Origin of the sequence: Propioniciclava coleopterorum, assembly GCF_011393335.1 — a bacterium.
Classification (GTDB): Bacteria; Actinomycetota; Actinomycetes; order Propionibacteriales; family Propionibacteriaceae; genus Propioniciclava; species Propioniciclava coleopterorum.
Genome location: NZ_CP049865.1, coordinates 822,131 through 846,281, shown reverse-complemented (window position 1 = coordinate 846,281; position 24,151 = coordinate 822,131). Strand labels below are relative to the sequence as shown.

The following is a 24,151-nucleotide window of genomic DNA, read 5'->3' as shown; positions in this document are numbered from 1 at the left end:
CTCACTGTCTCGACCCTTCGTTCGGTTGCGGCGTGTACGCCGGCCGCCCGCCCGGGCAGCCCTCCAGGATGTCGGACGCCGCCGCGGCCGTCAACCCCGCCGGGGAGTCCTCGCCGCCCGAACCTCGTGGGGTCGTCTCGTGGGGGAGCGCGAGGGCGGTCGGGCGCGAGGCGGTCGGGGGCGAGGTCGGTCGGGAGTGTCCGGGCGGCGTCCTACACTGATCGACGTGGAAATCGCGGGCCTGCTCGAGCTCGTCGCGTCCGAACCCGTCATCGCGCAGCTCATCCAGCACGCGCGCACGGGGACCGACCCGACGTTGGACGTCACCTGCCCGGCCGCGTTGCGCCCGCTGCTCGCCGCCGCGCTGAGCGCCGACGCCGGGCGGCCCCTGCTGGTGGTCACCTCGACCTACCGGGAGGCCGAGAACGCGCGCGACGCGCTGGCGTCCCTGCTCGGCGAGGACGCCGTCGCCTACTACCCGGCCTGGGAGACCCTGCCGCACGAGCGGCTCTCGCCGCGCTCGGACACCGTCGGGCGCCGCCTCGGCGTCCTGCGTCGGATCGCCGGGAACGCCCCGCAGCCCGCGCCCCGGGTGATCGTCGCGCCCGTCCGGGCCGTGCTGCAGCCGCAGGTCGCCGGCCTGGGCGACCTGCGCCCCGTCGCGGTCGAGGTGGGCCGCGACTACGACATCGACGACCTGGCGGCCGCCCTCGTGGGAGCCGCCTACGTGCGCGTCGACCTGGTCGAGCGCCGCGGCGAGTTCGCGATCCGCGGCGGCATCATCGACGTGTTCCCACCCACCAGCGAGCACCCGTTCCGCGTCGACTTCTTCGGCGACGAGGTGGAGGAGATCCACCCGTTCTCGGTGGCCGACCAGCGCTCGATGGAGGACACGGTGCCGGGCATCGTCGCCGACCCGTGCCGCGAACTGCTGCTCAGCGACGAGGTCCGCGAGCGCGCCGCCACCCTGGCGTTGCGCGGCGACCTGGGCGAGCAGCTCACCGAGATGTTCACCCGCATCGCCGACGGCCACGCCGTCGACGGCATGGAGGCGCTGGCCTCGGTGCTGGTCGACCGGCTCGAACTCCTCGTCGACGTGCTCCCCGCCGACACGACGGTGCTGGTGAGCGACCCCGAGAAGGTCCGCGCCCGCGCCCTGGAACTGCACGCCACCAGCCAGGAGTTCCTGATGGCGTCCTGGGCGGCCGCGGCCGAGGGAGGCAAGGCGCCCATCGACCTGGCCGGGTCGGCCTACCGCACCCTGGGCGAGGTGCGCACCGAGGCCCTGGGCCGCGGGCTGGGCTGGTGGACGCTGTCCGCCTACGCGGAGGACCCGGAGTCGCTGCAGATCCTCGCCGAGGAGAACGAGCCCTTCCGCGGCGACATCGAGGCGGCGCTGGCGGCCATCGCGGCCGCGCTCGCCCAGGGCATGAGCGTCACCCTGGTCGCCGACTCTCCCGGCCGCGCCAGCCGGCTGCACGAGGTGCTCGGCGAGCACGACCTGGCCGGCCGCGTCGACATCGTGATCGCCGACCTGCCGCACGGCTTCCGCCTCGACAAGGTCAACCTGCAGGTGTTCACCTCCGGCGACCTGTCCGGCGTCCAGGGCGTCGACAAGGCGCCCCGCCGGATGCCGACCCGCCGCAAGAACGCGATCGACCCGCTCGAGCTGAAGCCCGGCGACTTCGTCGTCCACGACGCCCACGGCGTCGGCAAGTACGTCGAGATGGTCACCCGCACCGTCGCGGGCGCCACCCGCGAGTACCTGGTGCTGGAGTACGCGCCGTCCAAGCGGGGCCACCCCGGCGACCGGCTGTTCGTGCCGATGGACGCGCTGGACCAGATCACCCGCTACGTCGGCGGGGAGTCGCCGTCGCTGGACCGGATGGGCGGCGCCGACTGGAACAAGCGCAAGACCCGCGCCCGCAAGGCCGTCCGCGAGATCGCCGCCGAACTCATCAAGCTGTACGCCGCCCGGCAGGCCACCCAGGGCTACGCGTTCGGCGTCGACAGCCCCTGGCAGCGCGAGCTGGAGGACAACTTCTCCTACGTCGAGACGCCCGACCAGCTCGCCGCCGTCATCGAGGTCAAGCGCGACATGGAGCAGATCGTCCCCATGGACCGGCTCATCTGCGGCGACGTGGGCTACGGCAAGACCGAGATCGCGGTCCGCGCCGCGTTCAAGGCCGTCATGGACGGCAAGCAGGTCGCCATCCTCGTCCCGACGACGCTGCTGGTGCAGCAGCACTTCGCGACGTTCGCCGACCGCTACGCCGGCTTCCCGGTCACGGTGGCGTCCCTGAGCCGGTTCCAGACCCCGGCCGAGTCCCGGAAGGTGATGGACGGGCTGGCCGACGGCTCGATCGACCTGGTGGTCGGGACGCACCGGCTGTTCTCGAACGAGGTCCAGTTCAAGGATCTGGGCCTCGTGATCGTGGACGAGGAGCAGCGCTTCGGCGTCGAGCACAAGGAGGCGCTGAAGAAGATGCGCCTCAACGTCGACGTCCTGTCGATGTCGGCGACCCCGATCCCGCGCACCCTGGAGATGGCGATCACCGGCATCCGGGAGATGAGCGTCATCGCCGCCCCGCCCGAGGAGCGCCACCCGGTGCTGACCTTCGCCGGGCCCAGCGACGACGCGCAGGTGCGGGCGGCGATCCGCCGCGAGCTGGCCCGCGAGGGGCAGGTGTTCTACATCCACAACCGGGTCGGCACCATCGAGAAGGCCGCCGCGAAGATCCGCGACCTGGTGCCCGAGGCCAACGTCGCCGTGGCGCACGGCCAGATGAACGAGCACACGCTGGAGCAGGTGATGGTCGACTTCTGGGAGCGCAAGGCCGACGTCCTGGTCTGCACCACCATCGTCGAGGCCGGCCTGGACATCTCCAGCGCCAACACCCTCATCATCGAGCGCGCCGACCTGCTCGGCCTCTCCCAGCTGCACCAGCTCCGCGGCCGCGTGGGCCGCGGCCGGGAGCGCGGCTACGCCTACTTCCTGTACCCGCCGGACAAGCCGCTCACCGACACCGCGCACGACCGCCTGGCGACCATGGCCGCGCACACCGACCTGGGCGCCGGCATGGCGATCGCCATGAAGGACCTGGAGATCCGCGGCGCGGGCAACCTGCTGGGCGACGAGCAGTCCGGCCACATCGCCGACGTCGGCTTCGACCTCTACATCCGGCTCGTCGGCGAGGCCGTCGCCGACTACCGCGGCGAGGACACCGAGCCCGAGCCCGAGATGAAGATCGAGCTCGCCGTGGACGCACACCTGCCGACCGACTACATCGAATCCGAGCGGCTGCGGCTGGAGATGTACAAGCGGCTGGCCGCGGTCCGCGAGCCGGCCGACGCCGACGCCGTCCGCGCCGAACTGCTCGACCGCTACGGCGCGCTGCCCGAGCCGGTGGAGAACCTGTTCGCGGTCAGCCGGTTCCGGATGCTGTGCCGCAGCCTCGGCATCACCGAGGTGCTGAGCGCGGGCACCATGATCCGGTTCGCGCCGGTGGTGCTGACGGACTCCCAGGACATGCGCCGCGCCCGGCTCTACCCGGGATCGCGCCTCAACAAGGCCACTCATCAGCTGTTCCTGCCCCGCCCCATGACGGCCCCCATCGCGGGCAAGCCCGTCACCGACGGGCCGCTGCTGGAGTGGGCGACCCAGGCGTTGACCGCGCTGCTGGGTTCCGGCCGCTAGGATCGGGGCGATCCGTCCTCGTCCAGGAGAGCCACCGATGAACAAGGCCATCCGTCCCCTCGCCGTCGCAGCGATCGCCGCGCTCGCCCTCACCGGCTGCACGTCGTGGCCGGGCTCCGGCGGCAAGGTCGGCACCACCCGCATCCCGGACGAGAAGGTCGTGCGGACCGCCGAGGTGATGACGGCCGCCACGGGCGCCGCGAGCACCGACGCGCTGCGGTCGGCCGCGTTCGACCTGACGCTGGGCGAGGCGTCGCGCCAGGTGGTGGCCGCCAACGGCATCGAGTTCACCCCGGCCGACAAGGCCGCCGAGGTCGCCAACAGCGCGAGCGCCCAGGCGATCATCGCGGCCGGCGGCCAGGAGTGGGCCGACGCCGTCGCGACGACGTCGCTGGCGATCGACCGGCTGGGGGATGAGCGCTTCCTCACCGGCCTGCGCGGCCTCGACATCCAGATCAACCCGCGCTACGGCACCTGGTCGCCCGAGCAGTTCCGCATGCTCGATTCCAGCCTGTCCAAGTCCATCGAGGCGCTGCAGATCAACCGCTGACGCCGTGGGGTCGCATCCGCAGGTCGCCCGGCTGCTCGACGTGATGGCGCGGCTGCGCCGTGACTGCCCCTGGGACGCCGAGCAGACCCACCGCTCGCTGGTCACCTACCTCATCGAGGAGACCGCCGAGGTCGTCGAGGCGATCGAGACCGCCGACGACGCCCACCTGGTCGAGGAACTGGGCGACCTGCTGCTGCAGGTCGCGTTCCACGCGCAGATCGCCGCGGACGAGGGCCGCTTCGACATCGACGACGTCGCCGCGGGCATCGCCGACAAGCTGATCGCCCGGCACCCCTACGTCTTCGCCGCCGGCGACGTCCCCGACGACCTGGACGCCAGCTGGGAGGTCCGCAAGCGCGCCGAGAAGGGCCGGACGTCGGCGCTGGACGGCATCCCGCCGCTGAACGCGCTGGCCCGCAGCATGAAGGTCGTCCGCCGGACGCGGGCGCTCGACGTGCCCCTGCCCCTCCCCGACGCCCCCGTCACGGCCGCCGAGGTGGGGGAGGGGATCGTGGCGCTCGTGGCGCGCGCGCAGGCGTCCGGCATCGACGCCGACCAGGCCGTCCGGGACGCCGTCCGCGCGCTCGAACGCCGGGTCGCCGCGGCCGAGGCGTCCTCCTAGCGGGCGAGCCGCCCCGCCGGCCGCCTCGATGCGGCGGCGACCAGGGGCGTCCGCCCCGTGGGGAGCGCGATCCGGCCGGACGTCACCAACCGGGGCCCGGCGGCGATACCCTTGGGGTGCAATCACTCACCGACGAAAGGTATGCCACCGTGGCACTTATCGATGTCGTTACCGCCCGCGAGATCCTGGATTCCCGCGGAAACCCGACCGTCGAGGTCGAAGTCCTCCTCGACGATGATTCGCTGGGCCGCGCGGCGGTTCCGTCCGGTGCGTCCACCGGCGCCTTCGAGGCTGTCGAGCTGCGTGACGGCGACAAGGCCCGTTACGGCGGCAAGGGCGTGCTGAAGGCCGTCGAGAACGTCAACGAGGCCATCGCCGAGGAGATCATCGGCTTCGACGCCACCGACCAGCGTGAGATCGACGCCGTCATGATCGAGCTCGACGGCACCGACAACAAGGGCAAGCTGGGCGCCAACGCCATGCTGGGCGTCTCCCTGGCCGTGGCGCAGGCCGCCGCCGAGTCGGCCGGCCTGCCGCTGTTCCGCTACGTGGGCGGCCCGAACGCGCACGTCCTCCCCGTCCCGATGATGAACATCCTCAACGGTGGGTCGCACGCCGACTCCAACGTCGACATCCAGGAGTTCATGATCGCCCCGATCGGCGCCGAGACCTTCGCCGACGCCGTCGAGCAGGGCGCGTCCGTCTACCACGCGCTGAAGAAGGTCCTCAAGGACCGCGGCCTGTCCACCGGGCTCGGCGACGAGGGCGGCTTCGCGCCGAACCTCGAGTCCAACGCCGCCGCCCTCGACCTGATCCTGGAGGCCATCAAGGCCGCCGGGCTCGAGCCGGGCGTCGACATCGCGCTGGCCCTCGACGTGGCCGCCTCCGAGTTCTACTCCGACGGCACCTACACCTTCGAGGGCGCCCAGAAGACGTCCGAGGAGATGATCGAGTACTACGTCGGCCTGGTCGAGAAGTACCCGATGGTCTCGATCGAGGATCCCCTCAACGAGGACGACTGGGACGGCTGGAAGAAGATCACCGAGGCCCTCGGCGACAAGGTCCAGCTCGTCGGCGACGACCTGTTCGTCACCAACCCCGAGCGCCTGGCCAAGGGCATCGAGACCGGCACCGCCAACGCGCTGCTGGTGAAGGTGAACCAGATCGGCACCCTGACCGAGACGCTGGACGCCGTCACCCTGGCGCAGACCAACGGCTACAAGTGCATGATGTCGCACCGTTCCGGCGAGACCGAGGACGTCACCATCGCCGACCTGGCCGTCGCCACCAACTGCGGCCAGATCAAGACCGGCGCCCCGGCCCGTTCCGAGCGCGTCGCGAAGTACAACCAGCTCATCCGCATCGAGGAGACCCTCGATGACGCCGCCACCTACGCGGGTCGCTCCGCGTTCCCGCGGTTCAAGGGCTGAGTTTCCGCTCCTGCGGTTCTGACGGCCGGGTCCTTCGGGGCCCGGCCGTTCCGCGTCCCTGGGGGCCTCCACAACGGCGTCCGGGTGTGTCGGGCTTCGAGGTGCGGCGTCCAGCGCCTACGCTGGTGCCGCACACTTCCCCATGCGAGAGGCCCTCGTCGTGCGAGACAACCGGCTGAATCGGCAGCCGTCCGGCCGCGGACGGTCGACGAAGCGCACCCGGACCACGTCCGGGGCGTCGCCCGTCGCCGCGCCCCTGGCCGCCTCGACGAAGGGCGCCGCGACGAAGGGCGCCGCCTCCGGGCGCCCCGCGCCGCGCAAACCCCGCATCGACATCACCGCGCGCGCCATCATCACGCTGGTCGTCGTCGCCGTGGTGGCGTTCTCGTTCGCGAACTCGTTGCGGGTCTGGTACCTCCAGTCGGGCGACCTGGCCACCGCGCAGGCGCAGATCGAGGAGCGGACCGCGCGCGTCGCCGAACTCAAGGGCGAACTGGCCCGCTGGGACGACCCCGCCTACGTCAAGGCGCAGGCGCGGGCCCGGCTCGGCTGGGTGATGCCGGGCGACATCGGCTACCGCGTCGTGGACGCCGACGGCAGGGTGCTGTCCGGCAGCACCGAGATCGAGGGGGTCGGCAACGCCAACCGCAGCGAACTCGAGGCCCAGTGGTGGGACCGGGTCGCCTCCTCCATCAAGCACGCGGACGCGCCACCGCCCGCCGGCCGCTGACGCGGTCCGACGGGCGGGCGGGGCCGATCAGGCGGCTGTGCGCCGGGGGAGGGCCAGCGCCGCGGCCGCCAGCGCCAGGGACAGCCCGCTGAACACGGTGCGGGCGATGTTGCGGAGCTGCCAGGGCCCGGAGTAGTCGGCCCAGACCTGCGCGGCCTGCGCGGCGTCCTGCGGGATGACGACCGCCGCCAGGGCGTCGTTCAGCGGCAGGTTGAACGTGTTGGTGAAGATCAGGCAGCCGCCCAGGTAGACCAGCGCGGCGAGGCCGGCCAGCGCGGCGGTGCCGCGACGTCGCGCCAGGAGCGCGACGACGGCCCACGCGCCCAGCATGACCGGGGTGAGGAAGAAGCCGGGGAAGAACGCCCAGTTGCGGACGGACGCGTTCATCGCCTGCATGGCGGCGATCGCGACCTGCGGGTCGGCGGCGTCCAGGCCCCACATGGTGGAGCAGACCCAGGCGTAGAAGAAGCCGAACATCGCGCCGATGAAGAGGATGCCGGTGACGCCGAGCGCCCGCTCGAAGCGGGCGAGGCGGCGCAGCGCCGTGTCGGTGAGGGCGGTGGTGGGGGCGGGGGAGGTGTGTGTCGTGGTCATGGAATAAATGATACGAAGCAGTATCATTACGTCCATGGGTAGGATCCCCGAGATGCCCCCCACGCCACGCGGACGGCCCGCCGGAGCCGAACTGTCGCTGCGGCGCGAGCGCTTCCTCGACGACTGCGAGGCGCTGCTGCTGGCCGAGGGGCCCGCCGGCCTCACGGTGGCCGCCATCACCCGCGCCGCCGGGGCGTCGCGGACGACGCTGTACGCCTGGTTCGGCGGCCGCGAGGGCGTCCTGGCGGCGCTGGTGGAGCGCAACGCCGACCGCACGGCCGCTCTCGTCACCGACGCTCTGGCCCGCGGCAGCGGCGTCCCGGAGACCCTGAGGGGGTTCGCCCGGGGGCTGCTGGCCATGCTGACCGGGCCGCTGTCGGTCGCGCTGAACCGCGCCGCCATGGCCGAGGCGGACGGCGCCCTGGCCGCGACCGTGCTGGCCGGCGGCCGGCACCGCGTCGGCCCGCTGGTCGAGGCCTACCTCGCCGACCAGGACGCGGCGGGCGCGCTGAGCGTCCCCGACCCGGCCGGCGCGTTCCGCGCGCTCTACGGCCTGGTCGTCGCCGACACGCAGGTGCGCGTCCTGCTGGGCGAGCCCGCCCCCGGCCCCGACGAACTGGCCGCGCTCGCCGACGCCGGGGTGGCGCGCTTCCTGACGCTGGCGAGCCCGCGGGGCTGAGGCCTCCCGGCGGGCCGGCGACGCTGACCGGGCGTCGCGCGCGCCCCGTGCTGTTCCGGGCCCGGCCGTCGTCGCGAGGCACTCGGACGAGGGTGGGAGACCGGGCGGCCAGTAGGGTGTCGGCGTGCCCAGCATCGAACCCGCGACGGACGCCGACGTCGCCACCCTCGAAGAGCAACTCGGACGGCCGCCGCGCGGCATCGTCGGGATCGCCTACCGCTGCCCCTCCGGCGAGCCCGGGGTCGTGGCCACCCTCCCGCGACTGCCCGACGGCACGCCCTTCCCGACGACCTACTACCTCACCTGCCCGCGGATCGTCGCGGCCGTGTCGACGCTGGAGTCGCAAGGCGTGATGGCCGCGATGACCGAGCGGCTCGAGCAGGACGCCGACCTCGCCGCCCGCCACCGGGCCGCGCATGAGGCGTACCTGACCGACCGCGCCGCGCTGGGCGACGTGCCCGAGATCTCCGGCATCAGCGCCGGCGGCATGCCGACGCGCGTGAAGTGCCTCCACGTCCTGGTCGGGCACGCGCTGGCCGCGGGCCCCGGCGTCAACCCCCTCGGCGACGAGGCGCTGGCCCTCATCGGGGACACCTGCCCCGCGGTCCCGCCCGCCCGCGACCGTGAGGAGGAAGCCCGATGACGCGCGTCGCGGCCGTGGACTGCGGCACCAACTCGATCCGGCTGCTGGTCAGCGAGGCCACCCCGCAGGGGCCACGCGAACTCGACCGACGCCTCCTCATCACCCGGCTCGGGCAGGGCGTCGACGCGACGGGGGAGTTCCACCCGGACGCCTTGGCGCGCACCCTGGCCGCCTGCGACGAGTACGCGGCGGTGCTGAAGGAACTCGGGGTGGAGCGCGTCCGGTTCGCGGCGACATCCGCGGCCCGGGACGCCGGGAACCGCCAGGCGTTCTACGACGGGGTCGAGGCGCGGCTCGGCGTCCGTCCCGAGATCATCCCCGGCGAGGAGGAGGCGGCGCTGTCGTTCGGCGGCGCGCTCGCCGCGGCGCGCAGCGCAGGCCCGGTCGACCTGCCGGCGCTCGTCATGGACGTCGGCGGGGGCTCGACCGAGCTGGTGCTGGGCCGCTCCGACGGCGACGTGTCCGGGGTGTCGCTCGACATGGGATCGGTGCGGATCCGCGAGCGCTTCCTGCATTCCGACCCGCCGACCCCGGCGGAGGTCGAGGCCGCCACGGCGTTCATCGACGGACTGCTGGACGGGTGCGGCGTCGACCTGGCCGCCGCCCGCACCTGGTTCGGGGTCGGCGGCACGGCGACCTCGCTGGCCGCGATCAACCTGCGGCTGGACGCCTACGACCGCGCCCGCGTCCACGGGGCCACGATCACGCACGCGGAGCTCGTGGCGCTCTCGCACCGGCTCCTCACCGAGCCGGTCGCGCGCGTCCTGGAGATCCCCACGATGGTCCCGGGGCGCGCGGACGTCATCTGTGCCGGGACGCTCATCGTCCAGCGGGTCGGCGAGCGGGTCGGGGCGGACCTGACCGTCAGCGAGGCCGACATCCTGGACGGGCTGGTCGCGGGCCTGCTGAGCTGAGGCGGCTCGGGTCGCCCGGACCCGCCCTAGACTGCTGGGCGCCGGCCCCCGTAGCCCAACCGGCAGAGGCAGGCGGCTTAAACCCGCCACAGTGCGGGTTCGACTCCCGTCGGGGGTACGTCAGGGTGCCGGAATATCGAATCCGGTGGTCGCGTTGACTAGGATGCAGGTAACCACGATGGAAAGGCACCCCTGATGCGGAGTACCAACCCTGTCTTCACGCGGTCGGAGTCGTTCAACTCCGCACCCGCGTCCTACCAGGCGCCGGCCGGCTACGGCCAGGACCAGTTCGGCCAGCCCTACGGGCAGGATCCGTACGGGCAGCCGACCTACCAGCAGCCGGGCTACGGCCAGCCGACCCCCGCCGGCGGCGTCATGACCATCGACGACGTGATCACCAAGAGCGCGATCACGATGGGCGTGCTCATCGTCGCTGCCGCGGTGACCTTCATGTTCCTGCCGATCGGCCTGCTCTACCCGACGCTCCTGGTCAGCGGCATCGTCGGCTTCGTGTCGGTGCTGCTCGTGTCGCTGCGGCGCGTCGTCAACCCGGCGTTCGTGCTGCTGTACTCGGTGATCGAGGGCGTCTTCATCGGCGCGTTCACGCTGCTGTTCGCCTCGATGTTCGACGCCGGCCTCGTGCTGCAGGCGGTGCTGGGGACCTTCATCGCGGCCGGCGTCACGCTGTTCGCGTACCGGTTCTTCAACATCAAGGTGACCAACAAGTTCCGCAAGATCGTCACGCTCGGCACGTTCGCGTTCCTGGGCCTGGTGCTGGTCAACCTCGGCTTCGCGTTCTTCGGCATCGATCTGGGCGTCCGCTCCATCGGCGGCGGGCCCACCCTGCTGCTCGTCGGCGTCTCGCTGCTCGCGATCGGCCTGGCCATCGCGAACCTGATCATGGACTTCGACTACATCGAGCAGGGCGTCCGCAACCGGCTGCCCGCGTCCGAGTCGTGGCGCGCCGCGTTCGGCCTGACGGTCACCATGGTGTGGCTGTACACCGAACTCCTGCGCATCATGTCGTACTTCCGCAACTAGCCCCCATCGCTCACAAGCCCCGCCCGGACCATCCGGGCGGGGCTTCGTGCATCCCGGGCGCGTCCCCTCCCCATCCGCCCGCGTCCGCCACCCCGTGGCCATCCACGACGGTGTCGCCCCCTTCTGGGACGAGCGGCCCCGTTTGCGACGAGCCGCCCCGGTTTGGGACGAGCGGCCCCCGTTTGGGACGAGCGGCCCCCGTTTGGGACGAGCCGCCTCGGTTTGGGACGAGCGGCCCCCGTTTGGGACGAGCCGCCCCGGTTTGGGACGAGCGGCCCCCGTTTGGGACGAGCGGCCCCCGTTTGCGACGAGCCGCCCTCGCTTGGGACATGTCGCCCCCTTTTGGAACGAGTAGCCCCCGTTCGGGTCAGACGCCCCCGTTGCAGCGGGGGCAACTGACGCAAGAGGGGGCGACTGGGGGGCAGGGGGCGACACCGGAGGGTCGGGGCCCCCTTCTACGACGGGCCGCCCCCGTCTGCGACGAGTCGCCCCCTGTTGGGACAGTCGGCCCCCGTGTGCGACGAGCGGCCCGCGCTTGGGACGTGTTGCCCCCTTTTGGAGGGAATAGCCCCCGTTCGGGTCAGACGCCCGCGCTGCAACGGGGGCAACTGACGCAAGAGGGGGCGTCTGGGCCAGCGGAGGCGACGGTTGAGGGCGAGCCGCCCCCGGTCGGGAGGAGTCGCCCCGTTGTGACGAGTTGGCCCCAGTCTGCGACGAGCAGCCCGCGCTTGGGACGAGTCGCCCGCGCTTGCGACGAGCGGCCCCGTCTGCGACGAGCAGCCCCGCTTGGGACGAGTCGCGCCCCGTTTGCGGCGAGCGGCCCCCGTTTGCGACGAGCGGACCCCGTTTGTGACGAGCGGCCCCCGCTTGCGACGAATCGCCCCGCTTCGGACGAGTAGCCCCCGTTCGGATCAGACGCCCCCGCTGCAACGGGGGCGACTGACGCTAAAGGGGGCGACTGGGCCGAAGGGGCGGCCGGAGCCGAGCGGCACAGAGCCCGCGAGCGCGCGCGGCGTCAGGACGCGCGGGTGTGGTGCAGCGACCGCAGCAGTTGCTGGCCGTGCTTGGCCAGCAGCGCGCGCGAGCCGTTGATCCAGGAGACCTCGCGCAGGGAGGACGCCGGCACCCAGCGGCTGGACGCGGTCGTCCCGCCGACGTCGTGCACGATGGCGTCGATCGGGGCCTCGCAGCGGGCGGCGTAGATCAGGCGGACGGCGTGGAAGTCCTCGATGACGCCGGAGGGGGAATGGCCGATCCAGTGGTCGGACTGCATGTCCAGGAAGCGCAGGATCTCGATCGTCTGGCCGGTCTCCTCGAAGACCTCCCGCTGCACGGTCGCGGCGGGGTTCTCGCCGGGGTCGATGCCGCCGCCGGGCAGTCCCCACATGCCGGGCACCGCCGTCCGGGAGGAGAACTCGGTGGCCAGCAGGCCCCGCTCGGACACCACCAGCGCGTAGGCGGCCAGCCGCTGCCGGACGACCGGCTCGTGGACGGGCTCGTCGCCCCGCAGCGTGCTGCGGATCCGCTGGGGGCCGCGCGGCACGATCGGACGGCCGTGCTCGCAGACCTGCAGGGTGACGGTGAGGTCCTCCACGGTGCCGGTCGCCGAGAGCGGCCGCACGACGCGGTACCCGCCCTCCCAGGCGACCTGGTACGGATCGTCGCCGTGCCCCAGCGCGAAGGACAGCACGGGCGAGCCGCCCGGTACCTCCACGCCGATGATCTGCATCCTGCCATCTTGGCCGCCGCGTCCGGCCAAACCAAGCCGCCGCACGCACGGTGACCCGTACTGGGTACACCGTTGGTGGGTGAGCGGGGATATGCTCATCCCGACTCGTCGCCGTGGACAGGAAGGTGCGTGCCGTGCAGTACAACTCGGGGGCTCAACTCGATCCGTCTCAGATGGGTGGTGGCGGGGGAGGGCGCGGTGGCGCGATCGCGGTCGGCGGCGGCGCCAGCATCCTCGTCATCATCCTCGCCATGCTGTTCGGCTTCGACCCCGGCGCGCTGCTCGGCGGTGCCCAGGCACCCGCCGGCGGGGCGACCACCAGCTCGGAGTACGCCAACTGCCGCACCGGCGCCGACATCCAGGCGAACCCGGAGTGCCGCTACGTCGCCTACACCAACTCGATCCAGTCGTACTGGCAGCAGGCGCTGCCCGGCTACGAGATGACCAAGACCGTGACGTTCGACGGCGTCATCAGCACCGGTTGCGGCCAGGCGACCGCCGACGTCGGCCCGTTCTACTGCCCGGCGGACCACCTCGTCTACCTGGACAAGTCCTTCTTCGCGACGCAGATGCCGCAGCTCGGCGCCCAGGGCGGCGACGCCGCCGAGGCCTACGTCATCGCGCACGAGTACGGCCACCACATCCAGAACCTCACCGGGCAGATGGCCAAGGTGCAGTCCGGCGGCCAGCAGGCCGGCGCGAACTCGCCGCAGGTCCGCCTGGAACTGCAGGCCGACTGCTACGCCGGCGTCTGGCTGCGCTTCGCCGCGGGCGACCCGAACGGCATCATCAGCGAGGTCACGCAGGACGACCTCGACCGGTCGGTGCAGGCCGCCGAGGTCGTGGGCGACGACCACATCCAGCGGATGTCGGCCGGCCGCGTCGACCCGAGCCAGTGGACGCACGGCTCCTCCGAGATGCGCCGCACGTGGCTCGCCAAGGGGTTCAACACCGGTGACCCCAACCAGTGCAACACGTTCGCCGCGGGGGCGCTGGCCTGATCCACCGACGACGCGACGGGCATCGGCATCCACGCCGGTGCCCGTCGGCGCGTCCGGGCTCCCTGAGCAGGCCGCACGCAGGGTTGGTAGCGCCCCTGCCGCGCGCGGGCTCGGTGGGGCACTCCCGCCGCGTCCGGGCTCGGTGAGCCGGGGCCCCGCCGCGTACGGGCTCGGTGGGCAGCGCCGCCGGGTGGGGCGCGGCGTCAGCTCAGGACGTTGCCGAGCAGGTCGGTGACGAAGGAGCGGTCGCCGACCTGGAAGTACAGCTTCGGGGTGCCGGTGCTGGTCCGGTCGTCGACGATGCAGCTCCAGGTGGTGTCGAGGGTGAAGGTGCCCTGGTCCCGCATGCCCTGAAGGACGCTCCACACCACCGCGGGCTTGACCCGCGCGGGGTCGAAGGCGGCCAGCCGGTTGGCGTCGGTGCGGTTGGTCACGATCACCGGCGTCCGGGCGGTGCGCTGGCGGCGCGTGAAAGCGCCCTGGGTGTCCTGGGGCGAGTCGAGGTAGACGCCGAGGGCCGACCCGAACCCCATCCCGGTCGTGGTGCCCCGCGGGCCCACGACGTCCTCGTAGCCCTGCTTGAGGCCCCACTCGCTGCTGAAGTCGAGGGTGGGCAGCAGCGTCCCGTCGGGGTTGAAGAACACCGGACGCGTCTCCGGGTTGGTCGAGACCGACATGGAGACCAGCCCGGCGGAGATGTCGACGATCTGCAGCGACTGGTCCGCGTCGGAGCCCGACACCGCCTGGGCGGCGCGGAACAGCGCCGGCAGGTCGTCGAAGTCGAAGGCGTGCGGGTCGAACTCGCGCTGCGTGACGTAGTTGATGTCGGACTGCACCTGCTGGACGCGTCCGTCGCGCCACGCCCACGTCTCCGCGGCCCCGTTGCGCAGGACCGCCACGGACGCCGTCTCGGCGGTCACGGTCACCATGATCGCCCGCGTCGTGTCGGCGGCGTCCAGCAGGCGGTCCACGAGGCGCACCGCCGCTCCCCGCTCGAGCAGGTCGATCTGCTCGGACGGGGTGGGGGTGGGTGAGGCCGTCTCCGTCGGACGCGTCGGGGTGGGCGTGATGGGTGGTGTCGGGTCGGAACCCGGCGTGCACCCGGCGCTCACGGCGAGCACGATCGCGGCGGCGGCGGCGCGACGCGGAAGGCTCACGCTGGTGAGACTACCCCCGACGGGGCATCCGCACGGACGGGAAGATGCCGGGCCCACCACTGCAGGATCGCCTCGAACCGCTGCCGGCGGTGCCACGGCGATCCGGAGCGGGACAGCTCGTGGTTCTCGCCGGGGAACACCAGCAGTTCCGTGTCGACGCCCGCCTGCTTCAGCGCGGTGTAGTAGCGCAGCGCCTGGCTCAGGGGGCAGCGCAGGTCGAGCTCGGAGTGCACCACGAACGTCGGCGTGCGGACCTCGTGCGCCAGCAGCATCGGCGACTGCCGGTCCTGCCCGGCGCGGTCGGTGCCGTTGTAGCCCTGCATGAAGAACCAGCCGATGTCGGCGGCCCCCAGGAAGGATGCCGGATCGAGGAACCCGCGCTCCACGATCGCGCCGGCGAACCGGTGCTCGTGCGCGATCGTCCAGGCCGTCAGGTAGCCGCCGTAGCTGCCGCCCATGATCCCGACGCGGTCGGCGTCCAGGCCCGGGACCGTGGCGAGCGCATGGTCGAGGAACGCCAGCACGTCGGTCATGTCGAGGTTCCCGAAGTCGCCCTGGATCGCCTTGCCGTGCGCCTCGCCGTAGGACGCCGACCCGCGCGGGTTGCAGTACACCACGGCGTAGCCGGCCTCGGCGTACACCTGGAACTCGTCGAAGAAGTCCCCGGTGTACGCGGCGTAGGGCCCGCCGTGGATGTTGAGGATGACCGGATGCGGGCCCGGGCCGGCCGGCACGACCGCCCAGCCGTGCACCGGGTGGCCGTCGGGCGAGGTGGAGGTCAGCTCGACCGGCTCCACGATCGTCGCCTGCGCCTGCAGGGCGGCGCCGAACTCGGTCAGGACGCGCATCGCGGACTCGCTGCGCACCGCCACCTCGTCGCCGGTCGGCGTCTGGGTGGTGACCGTGGCGCCCTCGGCGACCACCGCGAGCTCGCTGGGCGACGTGACGGTGGTCACGGTCACGACGGCGTCCGAGGTGCCCGGGACGCCGGCGGCCGCGCCGATGGTCGGCGTCCCCGACCACAGCGTGGCGGCGCGGCCGTCGGGGTCGACGCGCCACAGTTCCGCGCTGCCGCGCAGCGACCGGACGGCCAGGACGGCGTCCGCGCCGCATCGGGCGAGCGGCCCGTGGAGTTCGACGTCGGCCGGATCGGTGAGCCGGGTCGGCGCGCCGCCGGTCGCGTCGGCGACGTACAGGGCGGCGTTGGTCGCCACGAAGGAGACGCCGTCCTCGCCGCGCTCGGCGCCCAGGGCGTACAGCCGGGTGCCGTCGGCGGAGAACAGCGGATCGGAGAACGACGCGGAGCCGCCCAGCACCAGGGTCTCCTCGGCCGAGTCCACGTCGACCCGGTACACCGACGTGCGGACCGTCACGTCGGCGTCCGCGCCGCGCTGGGTGACCACCAGCACGCCGGTGCCGTCGGGCGTGAACACGGGCTGGGCGACGTCACAGGCGCCCTCGGTGAGCTGCCGCGGCGTGGGCACGTCCCACGCGGGGGCGTCGGGGTCGGCGTCCTTGGCGGCGCGTCCCACGGGCTTCACCGCGGGCTCGCCGAAGGGGTCCGGCGCGGCGACGACGAAGAGCTGGGCGACCCGGTCGGTCGACCAACCCAGCCCGTTGGCCTGGATCTGGTAGCCGGTGAAGTGTCGGGGATCCTCCAGCGGGGCGGTGACCCCGTCGAGCGTGCCGTAGCGGCCCTCGGCGGGGACCCGGGCGACGTAGGCCAGGGTGCTGGAGTCCGGGGACCAGGCCGGCTGGCTCGCCCCGAGCTTGGCGTCGGTGGCGCGGACGGCCTCGCCGCCGGCCGCCGGCGCGACCCACACCTGCGGCGCCTCGCCGGGGGCCGAGCGCAGGAAGGCCAGCAGCCGCCCGTCGGGGCTGAAGGTGGGGGAGGAGTCGTGGAAGCCGCGGGTGAGCCGGATCGGGGCGCCGTCGCCGAGCGGGACGCGCCACAGCTGACCGGTGTAGGCGTCCGCCTCGAAGCTCGGGCGCGCGGCCGCGACGACGGCGTGACCACCGTCCGGGGCGACGGCCGGGACGCCGAGGGTGAACAACAACGGGAGCTGATCGGGACGCATGAGCCGCACCTTACTGCGCTCCGCAGCGTTTCCCACGCCGCAGTGGGGGACGTCGTTCTAGGCTGGGGCCCACCGGAGAGACCGGCCGCACGTACGAGGGAGTAGGGCATGGCGGGAACGTTCGAGGTGTACAAGGACGCGGGGGCAAGCACCGCTTCCGGCTCAAGGCCAGCAACGGGCAGGTGATCGCGTCCAGCCAGGGCTACGAGAGCAAGGAATCCTGCATGAACGGGATCGCGTCGGTGCAGAAGAACGCACCCGACGCCAAGATCGTCGAGGTCGAGGACTGACCCGATACCCACGCAGTTCTTCGGCGTCCCCGGTCCGCGTGCGGGCCGGGGACGCCCGCGTCCGGGCGCGGTGCCGGTCCGGAGGCGTCCGTGCGTCGTGTCGGTCCCGACGCGTCCGGCGCCGTGCCGAGCGGACGCCGCGGGCGCCGGTCGGCGGACGGCTGCGGCTCAGACCTCGGCGTCCAGCTGGCCGCGCTCGGCGAGGTCGGCGAGGATCCGCTCCCGGAACGCCTCGTCGATGCGGTACCCGCGGCGGTAGACTAGGTAGCTGATCAGCATCAGCGCCAGCGGGAAGAACAGCATCATCACCCGCAGCCCGAACAGGCCGCCCGGGGTGACGTCGTCGGGGGTGGCGGCCTCGTTGATGCCGGTCACGATGAGGGTGGCCCCCACGATCGCCGTCGCGACCGCGCCGCCGATCTTGTTGATGAACGGCTGGACCGCGAACGTCACCGCGCCGTTGCGGCGTCCCAGCTTCCACTGGCCGTACTCGATGCAGTCGGTCAGGAACACGATCATCAGCACGACGACCATCGCCTGGCCGGCGAACATCAGCAGCCCGGCGATCCCGATCGGGATCAGGTTCATCGGGGAGAAGAAGAACACCAGGTAGCCCGCCGCGACCAGCGCCATCGCGACGTTGAAGAGCTGGCGCCGCGACAGCCGGCGGCGCAGCAGGGGGAACAGGGCGAAGCCGAGCAGTTGCGCCACGCCGAGGATGGCGGCGAACGGCGCGTACATGCCCTCGTCGCGGTAGGCGTACTTGAAGAAGTAGACCCCGAAGCTGGTGGTGGTGTTGTACCCGATCAGGAACAGCATCATCGCCGTCGCCGTCCACACCAGTTGGTCGTTGCGGGTGACGATCGAGAACAGCTCCCGCAGCGGGGTGTGCTCGCGCGGCGCCGTGCGGGCCGGCTCCCGGACGCCCAGCAGCGTGACGACCTGACCGGCCAGCATGATGGCGACCGTGCCGGCGGCGAAGGTCGTCCAGGCCGGCGCGCCGCCTCCCAGCAGCGCGGTGAGGGGGATGATCCCGACCACCGTGGTGAACAGGCCGAGGGTCGCGAACACCTTCGTCAGGGCGCTGATGCGCTCGCGCTCGTGCGCGTCCCGGGTCAGGGAGGGCAGCATCGACCAGTAGCCGATGTCGTTCATCGTGAACGCCAGCCCCCAGGCCAGGTAGATCACGGTGAAGGCCGCGATCAGGCCGGCCCCGCGCAGCCCGAGATCGGTGAACAGCAGGATCGTCAGGCCGCCGACCAGCACAGCCCCGGACGCGATCCACGGCTTGTAGGCGCCCCAGCGCGTGGCGGTGTTGTCGATGATCCCGCCCATGAGGATGTCGGTGAACGCGTCGAAGATGCGCGCGGCGAGCAGGATCCCGTTGATCCACCACAGGGTGGCGTCGTCGACGTCGAGCACCTCGGTCAGGAATACGATGAGGAACAGCGCCATCATCGTGTAGACCATGTCCCGGCCCAGGGTGCCGACCGCGAAGGTCCAGCGGTTACGGCGGGTCACGGCGGCGTCCACGCGAGCAACCTAGCGCCCGCCGCGGTTCGCTGCCAGCGTCCGACCACGCCGGACGCCGCGGGCGCCGAACTCACCAGAGCAGGAAGCAGATCCCCAGCGCGAGCGTGAAGCCGACCTCGACGAAACCGAGCTTCTTGGCCGACCACCGCAGCCGCGGCACCACGGCCGAGCGGACCGTCGTGGCGGCGAAGAACAGCGGCCACCACCACGCCAGGTGACCGGTCGCCGCCCACGCCACGGTGGCGAGCGTCGCGATCCCGTGCCAGCCGATCGACGCGGCCAGGTAGCCGCGGCTGCCCCGCTCGCGGATGTTGGTCTTCACGTAGAGCACCGTGCCGAAGAAGTACGCGAACAGCAGGACGGCGACCAGCGCGGGGCACTCCCACGCGGCGTCGCGTGCTAGCAGGGCGCGCGGGTCGCCGAACCGGGCGACCAGCGTCATGAGGCACGCCGCGGCCACGGTGAGGGCGCCCCCGACGGTGGCGCGCTCCTTGCGCCGCGAGGCCAGCCACAGGGCGGGCAGCAGCAGCGGCAGGTAGGCCAGCGCCCAGCCGGCCAGCGCCCAGCCGCCCAGGACCAGCGTCAGGACGCCCGCCGCGGCGCTCGCCGCGGTGTAGGTGAGCAGCGGGCGGACGTAGGTGGGGCGCCTGCGGGGCGCGGCCTTGAGCCACAGCGACGCGTCGTGGAAGGCGAAGTAGCCCAGCATCCAGCAGCAGAACAGGGGCAGGAGCCACCAGCCGGCGACGCCCGCGCGCGCGGCCAGGACGGCGCCGAACACGAACGGGACGATCAGCATGGCCCAGGCGCCGTGCTGGTTGGGGATCCAGCCGGTCCTCACGGCGTCGGTTCCCGCATCGACCGGGTGACGATGAAGGTGCGGTCCTGCGCCTCGATGCTGGTGGGTCCCACCTGGCGGCGCAGCGCCGGCAGGTAGGGCAGGTGGCTGTTGAACACCAGCCACAGCTCGCCGCCGGGCCGCAGGGCGGCGCGGGCGGCGGCGATCCAGGCGAACGTGTCGCTGGAGTCCTTCGCCGGCCCGCGGTGGAACGGCGGGTTGGACACGATCAGGTCGAAGGATTCGGGGCCGATCCCGCGAGCCCGTCGGCGCGGCGCAGCGCCACGTCGACGTGGTTCGCCCGCGCCGTGAGCTGGGCCGACAGCAGCGCCGCCCGGGAGACGTCGGTGGCGGTGGCGATCCAGCCGTGCACGGCGAGCCAGGACGCGATGAGGCCCGAGCCGCACCCCAGGTCCAGCGCCGTGCCGCGCGTCGGGGGTGCCGCGGCGTCCGGGGTGCCGCCGATGCGGGCCAGGGTGCGCAGGAGCAGGTGGGTGCCGTCGTCGAGGCGGTTGGTGCCGAACACGTTGCCGTGCGCCACCGCGCTGAGCCCGACCTCGGGCAGATACCGGCGTTGCGGCCACCGCAGCGGGCCGGGCAGCGGTCCGGCCGCGTGCAGCACCCGGGACTTCTGCCGGCCCCGGCTGGCCGACACTTCGCGGAACGACCGGCCGAGCACCGTGTTCTGGGCCGGCGTCATGTGCTTGACGCGGCCACCGGCCACGATGCGCCCGTGGGCGGGCAGCGTCGCCGCCAGGTGCTGGGCGTAGTCCTCCAGCGCGGACAGCGAGCGGGGGAGGTGCCACAGCACCAGGTCGGGCACCCAGTCCTGCTCGTGGTCGGCCAGTCGGCGCTCGGGGGCCACGAGGCGTTCGGCGCGGACGTCGTCGCTCCAGGCGCGCGCGTCGGCGCCGAGCGCGGCCGCGGCGCGCACCAGCCCGCCGGTCGGGTCGTCGAGCACGAGGACGCGTGAGGGCAGCGCGCCCGCCTCATCCAGGATCAGGGACGAGACGGGATCGAGTGGCATGCCTCAATACTACCGAGTGTCGTTGTAAGAGTCTTTTTCAGTCGGACGGACCGATTTTCCGATGCCTACCCCCTTCCCGCGCGCGCCAAACCCACTACGGTTGGGGAAGGACATCCGGGTCGGATTGCTCCGCCGTCCGGGGGCCGTACAGGCGCACGCCGAGGTGCACGGAGCACGCGAAGGAGACGGCAGTACATGACTGACCAGACGAAGTACGTCTACGACCTCAGCGAAGGCGACGTGACCCTCAAGCCCCTCCTGGGTGGCAAGGGCGCCAACCTCGCGGAGATGGCCAAGATCGGCGTACCTGTCCCTGATGCTTTCACCGTGACCACGCAGGCCTGCGTCGCGGCGATGAACAACGGCGGCGACTGGCCCGAGGGCCTCGCCGATCAGATCGACGCCGGGCTGGCGCGGCTGGAGGAGCGGACCGGGAAGAAGCTCGGCTCGGCCGAGAACCCGCTGCTCGTGTCGGTGCGCTCCGGTGCCGTGTTCTCGATGCCCGGCATGATGGACACGATCCTCAACCTCGGCATCTCCGACGACACCGTCGGCTCGGTGGCCCAACTGGCCGGCAACGAGCGCTTCGCGTGGGACTGCTACCGCCGGTTCATCCAGATGTACGGCGAGGTCGTCGAGGGCATCTCCCCGCACGTGTTCGAGGACGCCCTGACCGCGATGAAGGTCGACCGCGGCGTCGATCAGGACACCGACCTGACCGCCGAGGACCTCAAGGCGCTCACCGACCAGTTCAAGGAGCTGGCCAACCGCGAGCTGGGCGGCGAGTGGACCTCCGACCCCAAGGAGCAGCTGCTCCGGGCCGTCAACGCCGTGTTCGCCTCCTGGCTGAACCCGCGCGCCGAGGTGTACCGCAAGTCCCAGGGCATCAGCCGGGACCTGGGCACCGCCGTCAACGTGCAGATGATGGTGTTCGGCAACCGCGGCGAGACCTCCGCGACGGGCGTCTGCTTCTCCCGCAACCCCTCCACCGGTGCCAAGGAGCTCTACGGCGAGTTCCTGACCAACGCCCAGGGCGAGGACGTGGTGGCGGGCATCCGCACCCCGCGTCCGCTGGAGGAGATGGAGGGCGTCCTGCCCGAGGCGTTCCACGAGCTGCTGGCCACCATGGACAAGCTCGAGCTGCACAACAAGGACATGCAGGACATGGAGTTCACGATCGAGGATCGCAAGCTCTACATGCTGCAGACCCGCAACGGCAAGCGGACGGCCGCCGCGACGGTCAAGACGGCCGTCGACATGGTGGACGAGGGCCTCATCACCACCGACGAGGCGCTGCTGCGCATCAACCCGTCCGACCTGGACGCGCTGCTGCACCCGGGCATCGATCCGAACCACACCGCCACCTCGATCGTGAAGGGCCTGCCCGCCTCGCCGGGCGCGGCGGTGGGCGCGTTGTCGTTCAACGCCGACGACGCGGCCGAGCGCGGTGGCGCGGGCGAGCAGGTCATCCTGGTCCGCTACGAGACGACGCCCGACGACATCCACGGCGTCATGAAGGCCCAGGGCGTCCTGACGGCGCACGGCGGTATGACCTCCCACGCGGCGGTCGTGGCGCGCGGCATGGGCATCACCTGCGTCGCGGGCGCGCCCGGCATCAAGATCGACACGATCAACGAGACGGTCACGATCGGCGACACGGTCTACGGCAAGGACGACGTGGTGACGCTGAACGGGTCGACCGGCGAGGTCTTCGCCGGGGCGCTCCCGCTGGTGCCGCCGGCGATCAACGAGGACTTCGAGAAGGTCGGGGAGTGGGCCGATCAGGCCCGTCGCCTCGGCGTCCGCGCCAACGCGGAGAACTTCGAGGACGCCTCCAAGGCCCGCGAGCTGGGCGCCGAGGGCATCGGCCTGGCGCGCACCGAGCACATGTTCATGGCCGCCGACCGGCTCCCGGCCGTCCGCAAGATGATCCTCGCCGAGAACGAGGAGCAGCGGGCCGCCGCGCTGGCGGAGATCCTGCCCATGCAGCAGGCCGACTTCGAGGGCATCTTCACCGCCATGAAGGGCCTGCCGGTCACCGTCCGGCTGCTCGACCCGCCGCTGCACGAGTTCCTGCCGAACCTCGTCGACCAGAGCGTGCTCGTCAAGGAGCTCGAGCTGACCGGCGCGGACGCGGCGAAGCTCGAGGCGGAGAAGGCCACGCTGGCGCAGGTCAAGAAGCTGCACGAGCAGAACCCGATGCTCGGCACGCGCGGCTGCCGTCTGGCGATGCTCTACCCGTCGATCCCGGAGATGCAGGCCCGCGCCATCATCCGCGCGGCCCTGGCCGTCCTGGAGCGCGAGGGCGAGACGGTCGGCGTGGAGATCATGATCCCGCTGGTGGCGTTCGAGTCCGAGCTCAAGGCGCAGCGCGACATCGTCGTGGCGGCCGTCGAGGACGAGTTCGAGAAGGCGGGCAAGAAGCTCGACTACCTGGTCGGCACCATGATCGAGATCCCGCGCGCCGCGCTGACCGCCGATCAGATCGCCAACCAGGCCGACTTCTTCAGCTTCGGCACCAACGACCTCACCCAGACCGGCATCGGCATCAGCCGTGACGACGCCGAAGCCGGCTTCCTCGGCGCCTACGTCGAGACCGAGGTCATCGAGAAGAACCCGTTCGAGTCCCTGGACGCCGACGGCGTCGGCCAGCTCGTCGCCATCGGCGTCGAGAAGGGGCGCGCCACCAAGCCCGACCTGAAGACGGGCGTGTGCGGCGAGCACGGCGGCGACCCCGCCTCGATCGAGTTCTTCAACAAGGTCGGCCTGGACTACGTGTCCTGCTCGCCGTTCCGCGTCCCGATCGCGCGGCTCGCGGCGGCCCGGGCGGCCCTGCAGGCCTGATCGACCGAGCGGGAGGGCGGGCACCGGAAGGTGTCCGCCCTCTCTGCGTCCCGATCCGGCCCCGGTGGGACGGCCGGCGTCCCGAGGGGCGGGGCCGACAGGATGCGCCAGGTCAGGGGTGGGGCCGACGGGATGCCGGCAGGGTCAGGGGTGGAGGCCGAGGTCCTCGTCGGTGACGCGGGTTCCCGTCTGTACCGGCGTGATCCACTCGGTGAGTTCGTAACCCCTGGCCTCGGCCTCGGCCAGATACTCCCGGTGCACGTCGTTGGGCACCTCGCTGTCCCGCGCGAGCAGCCACAGGTGGCGGCGACGCGGCGTGCCCACCAGCGCGTACCGGTAGTCCTCATCGAGCTTCAACACCCAGTAGCCGGCCTGGGTGAGGGGCAGTCGGTTCACCGGCGACGGCGCGAACGACACCTTGAGGCGCCCGGGCGCGCTGTCGTCGACGGTGGCGCGCCCCACGGCACGCGAGGGCGCACCCTCCCCGTCGAGGCAGCGGTTGTCCACCTGCACGCTGCCGTCGTCGTTCAGTGAGTAGTGGGCGGTCACCTCCGACGCGTCGGGGTCCTCCCATCGCAGGGGCAGCCGTCCGATCTCGAACCACAGTCCGAGGTAGCGCTGCAGGTCGAAGGACGCGAGGGCTCGGTCTTCCATGATGGGTCGCCTTCCCGGGGGGTGCTGGGACGTTCCCGACACGCTACCCGACGAGGCGACCGTGGCCGCAGAGCCGCCTCGTCAGGCGCCGGTCGGCCCCGGG

At 72.2% G+C, this 24,151-nt stretch carries 21 protein-coding genes and 1 tRNA gene; 13 read left to right on the top strand and 9 right to left on the bottom strand.

Translation table 11 applies throughout. The features are described 5' to 3' along the window. Window positions 1–220 precede the first annotated feature (220 nt). The 5 genes from mfd (at window position 221) to G7070_RS04070 (ending at window position 7,029) form a co-directional block, all read left to right on the top strand. Window positions 221–3,697 (top strand): transcription-repair coupling factor, encoded by a 3,477-nt coding sequence (gene mfd / locus G7070_RS04090; RefSeq protein WP_431977932.1) that lies wholly within the window; start codon window positions 221–223, stop codon window positions 3,695–3,697. A 37-nt stretch (window positions 3,698–3,734) separates the two neighbouring features. Beyond that, window positions 3,735–4,247, top strand: a complete 513-nt coding sequence (locus G7070_RS04085) for a hypothetical protein (protein ID WP_166232169.1) — start codon at window positions 3,735–3,737, stop codon at window positions 4,245–4,247. Window positions 4,248–4,290: 43 nt separating this feature from the next. Then, complete coding sequence (locus G7070_RS04080; protein WP_166234953.1) at window positions 4,291–4,869, top strand: nucleoside triphosphate pyrophosphohydrolase; 579 nt, start codon at window positions 4,291–4,293, stop codon at window positions 4,867–4,869. A gap of 149 nt (window positions 4,870–5,018) precedes the next feature. Then, on the top strand, window positions 5,019–6,299 hold the full coding sequence (gene eno / locus G7070_RS04075) for a phosphopyruvate hydratase (RefSeq protein ID WP_166232167.1): 1,281 nt from the start codon (window positions 5,019–5,021) through the stop codon (window positions 6,297–6,299). 142 nt (window positions 6,300–6,441) lie between these two features. After that, window positions 6,442–7,029 carry an FtsB family cell division protein gene (locus tag G7070_RS04070; protein ID WP_166232165.1) on the top strand — a complete coding sequence of 196 codons (588 nt, stop codon included), beginning with the start codon at window positions 6,442–6,444 and terminating at the stop codon, window positions 7,027–7,029. A 27-nt stretch (window positions 7,030–7,056) separates the two neighbouring features. Here G7070_RS04070 and G7070_RS04065 read toward each other — a convergent pair whose 3' ends face one another. Further along, a complete protein-coding gene (locus G7070_RS04065; protein ID WP_166232163.1) occupies window positions 7,057–7,623 on the bottom strand; it encodes an anthrone oxygenase family protein in 567 nt (188 codons plus the stop codon). Window positions 7,624–7,675: 52 nt separating this feature from the next. Here G7070_RS04065 and G7070_RS04060 point away from each other — a divergent pair, with 52 nt between their 5' ends. The 5 genes from G7070_RS04060 (at window position 7,676) to G7070_RS04040 (ending at window position 10,900) form a co-directional block, all read left to right on the top strand. After that, on the top strand, window positions 7,676–8,302 hold the full coding sequence (locus G7070_RS04060) for a TetR/AcrR family transcriptional regulator (protein WP_166232161.1): 627 nt from the start codon (window positions 7,676–7,678) through the stop codon (window positions 8,300–8,302). A 124-nt stretch (window positions 8,303–8,426) separates the two neighbouring features. Then, the gene (locus tag G7070_RS04055) at window positions 8,427–8,945 is read left to right on the top strand and encodes a DUF501 domain-containing protein (RefSeq protein ID WP_166232159.1); all 519 of its coding nucleotides are present in this window, start codon (window positions 8,427–8,429) and stop codon (window positions 8,943–8,945) included. Beyond that, entirely contained in the window at window positions 8,942–9,859 is a 918-nt protein-coding gene (locus G7070_RS04050; protein ID WP_166232157.1) for a Ppx/GppA phosphatase family protein, read from the top strand. The genes G7070_RS04055 and G7070_RS04050 overlap by 4 nt, the downstream gene beginning before the upstream one ends. Window positions 9,860–9,903: 44 nt before the next feature. Continuing rightward, window positions 9,904–9,977 (top strand) — tRNA-Leu (locus tag G7070_RS04045). A gap of 77 nt (window positions 9,978–10,054) precedes the next feature. Continuing rightward, window positions 10,055–10,900 (top strand): Bax inhibitor-1/YccA family protein, encoded by an 846-nt coding sequence (locus G7070_RS04040; RefSeq protein ID WP_166232155.1) that lies wholly within the window; start codon window positions 10,055–10,057, stop codon window positions 10,898–10,900. A 1,015-nt stretch (window positions 10,901–11,915) separates the two neighbouring features. On the opposite strand, the gene G7070_RS19520 is transcribed toward G7070_RS04040, so the two are convergent. After that, window positions 11,916–12,629 carry an NUDIX hydrolase gene (locus G7070_RS19520; protein WP_166232153.1) on the bottom strand — a complete coding sequence of 238 codons (714 nt, stop codon included), beginning with the start codon at window positions 12,627–12,629 and terminating at the stop codon, window positions 11,916–11,918. A gap of 113 nt (window positions 12,630–12,742) precedes the next feature. Here G7070_RS19520 and ypfJ point away from each other — a divergent pair, with 113 nt between their 5' ends. Beyond that, window positions 12,743–13,630 (top strand): KPN_02809 family neutral zinc metallopeptidase, encoded by an 888-nt coding sequence (gene ypfJ / locus G7070_RS04030; protein ID WP_246227301.1) that lies wholly within the window; start codon window positions 12,743–12,745, stop codon window positions 13,628–13,630. A gap of 203 nt (window positions 13,631–13,833) precedes the next feature. On the opposite strand, the gene G7070_RS04025 is transcribed toward ypfJ, so the two are convergent. Both G7070_RS04025 and G7070_RS04020 read right to left on the bottom strand, forming a co-directional pair. Continuing rightward, window positions 13,834–14,787: a hypothetical protein gene (locus G7070_RS04025; RefSeq protein WP_166232151.1), complete on the bottom strand. Its 954-nt coding sequence runs from the start codon at window positions 14,785–14,787 to the stop codon at window positions 13,834–13,836. Then, entirely contained in the window at window positions 14,784–16,865 is a 2,082-nt protein-coding gene (locus G7070_RS04020; RefSeq protein ID WP_166232149.1) for a S9 family peptidase, read from the bottom strand. The genes G7070_RS04025 and G7070_RS04020 overlap by 4 nt, the downstream gene beginning before the upstream one ends. A 182-nt stretch (window positions 16,866–17,047) precedes the next feature. On the opposite strand from G7070_RS04020, the gene G7070_RS18375 reads away from it, so the two are divergent. Next, on the top strand, window positions 17,048–17,155 hold the full coding sequence (locus tag G7070_RS18375) for a YegP family protein (protein ID WP_246227299.1): 108 nt from the start codon (window positions 17,048–17,050) through the stop codon (window positions 17,153–17,155). Window positions 17,156–17,323: 168 nt separating this feature from the next. On the opposite strand, the gene G7070_RS04010 is transcribed toward G7070_RS18375, so the two are convergent. The 4 genes from G7070_RS04010 to G7070_RS19165 all read right to left on the bottom strand — a co-directional run bounded on the left by G7070_RS04010 (window position 17,324) and on the right by G7070_RS19165 (window position 20,550). After that, complete coding sequence (locus G7070_RS04010) at window positions 17,324–18,688, bottom strand: glycoside-pentoside-hexuronide (GPH):cation symporter (RefSeq protein WP_206079936.1); 1,365 nt, start codon at window positions 18,686–18,688, stop codon at window positions 17,324–17,326. 70 nt (window positions 18,689–18,758) lie between these two features. After that, entirely contained in the window at window positions 18,759–19,526 is a 768-nt protein-coding gene (locus G7070_RS04005; protein WP_166232147.1) for a YwiC-like family protein, read from the bottom strand. Next, window positions 19,523–19,750, bottom strand: a complete 228-nt coding sequence (locus tag G7070_RS19170) for a methyltransferase (RefSeq protein WP_166232146.1) — start codon at window positions 19,748–19,750, stop codon at window positions 19,523–19,525. Before G7070_RS19170 ends, G7070_RS04005 begins: the two co-directional genes overlap by 4 nt. A 2-nt stretch (window positions 19,751–19,752) precedes the next feature. Continuing rightward, window positions 19,753–20,550, bottom strand: coding sequence for a methyltransferase (locus G7070_RS19165; protein WP_166232144.1), 798 nt, complete (start codon window positions 20,548–20,550; stop codon window positions 19,753–19,755). A gap of 195 nt (window positions 20,551–20,745) precedes the next feature. Here G7070_RS19165 and ppdK point away from each other — a divergent pair, with 195 nt between their 5' ends. After that, the gene (ppdK, locus tag G7070_RS03990) at window positions 20,746–23,394 is read left to right on the top strand and encodes a pyruvate, phosphate dikinase (protein WP_166232142.1); all 2,649 of its coding nucleotides are present in this window, start codon (window positions 20,746–20,748) and stop codon (window positions 23,392–23,394) included. 144 nt (window positions 23,395–23,538) lie between these two features. Here the strand turns inward: ppdK and G7070_RS03985 are convergent, their stop codons facing one another. Next, window positions 23,539–24,048, bottom strand: coding sequence for a lipocalin family protein (locus G7070_RS03985; RefSeq protein ID WP_166232140.1), 510 nt, complete (start codon window positions 24,046–24,048; stop codon window positions 23,539–23,541). Window positions 24,049–24,151: the final 103 nt, after the last annotated feature.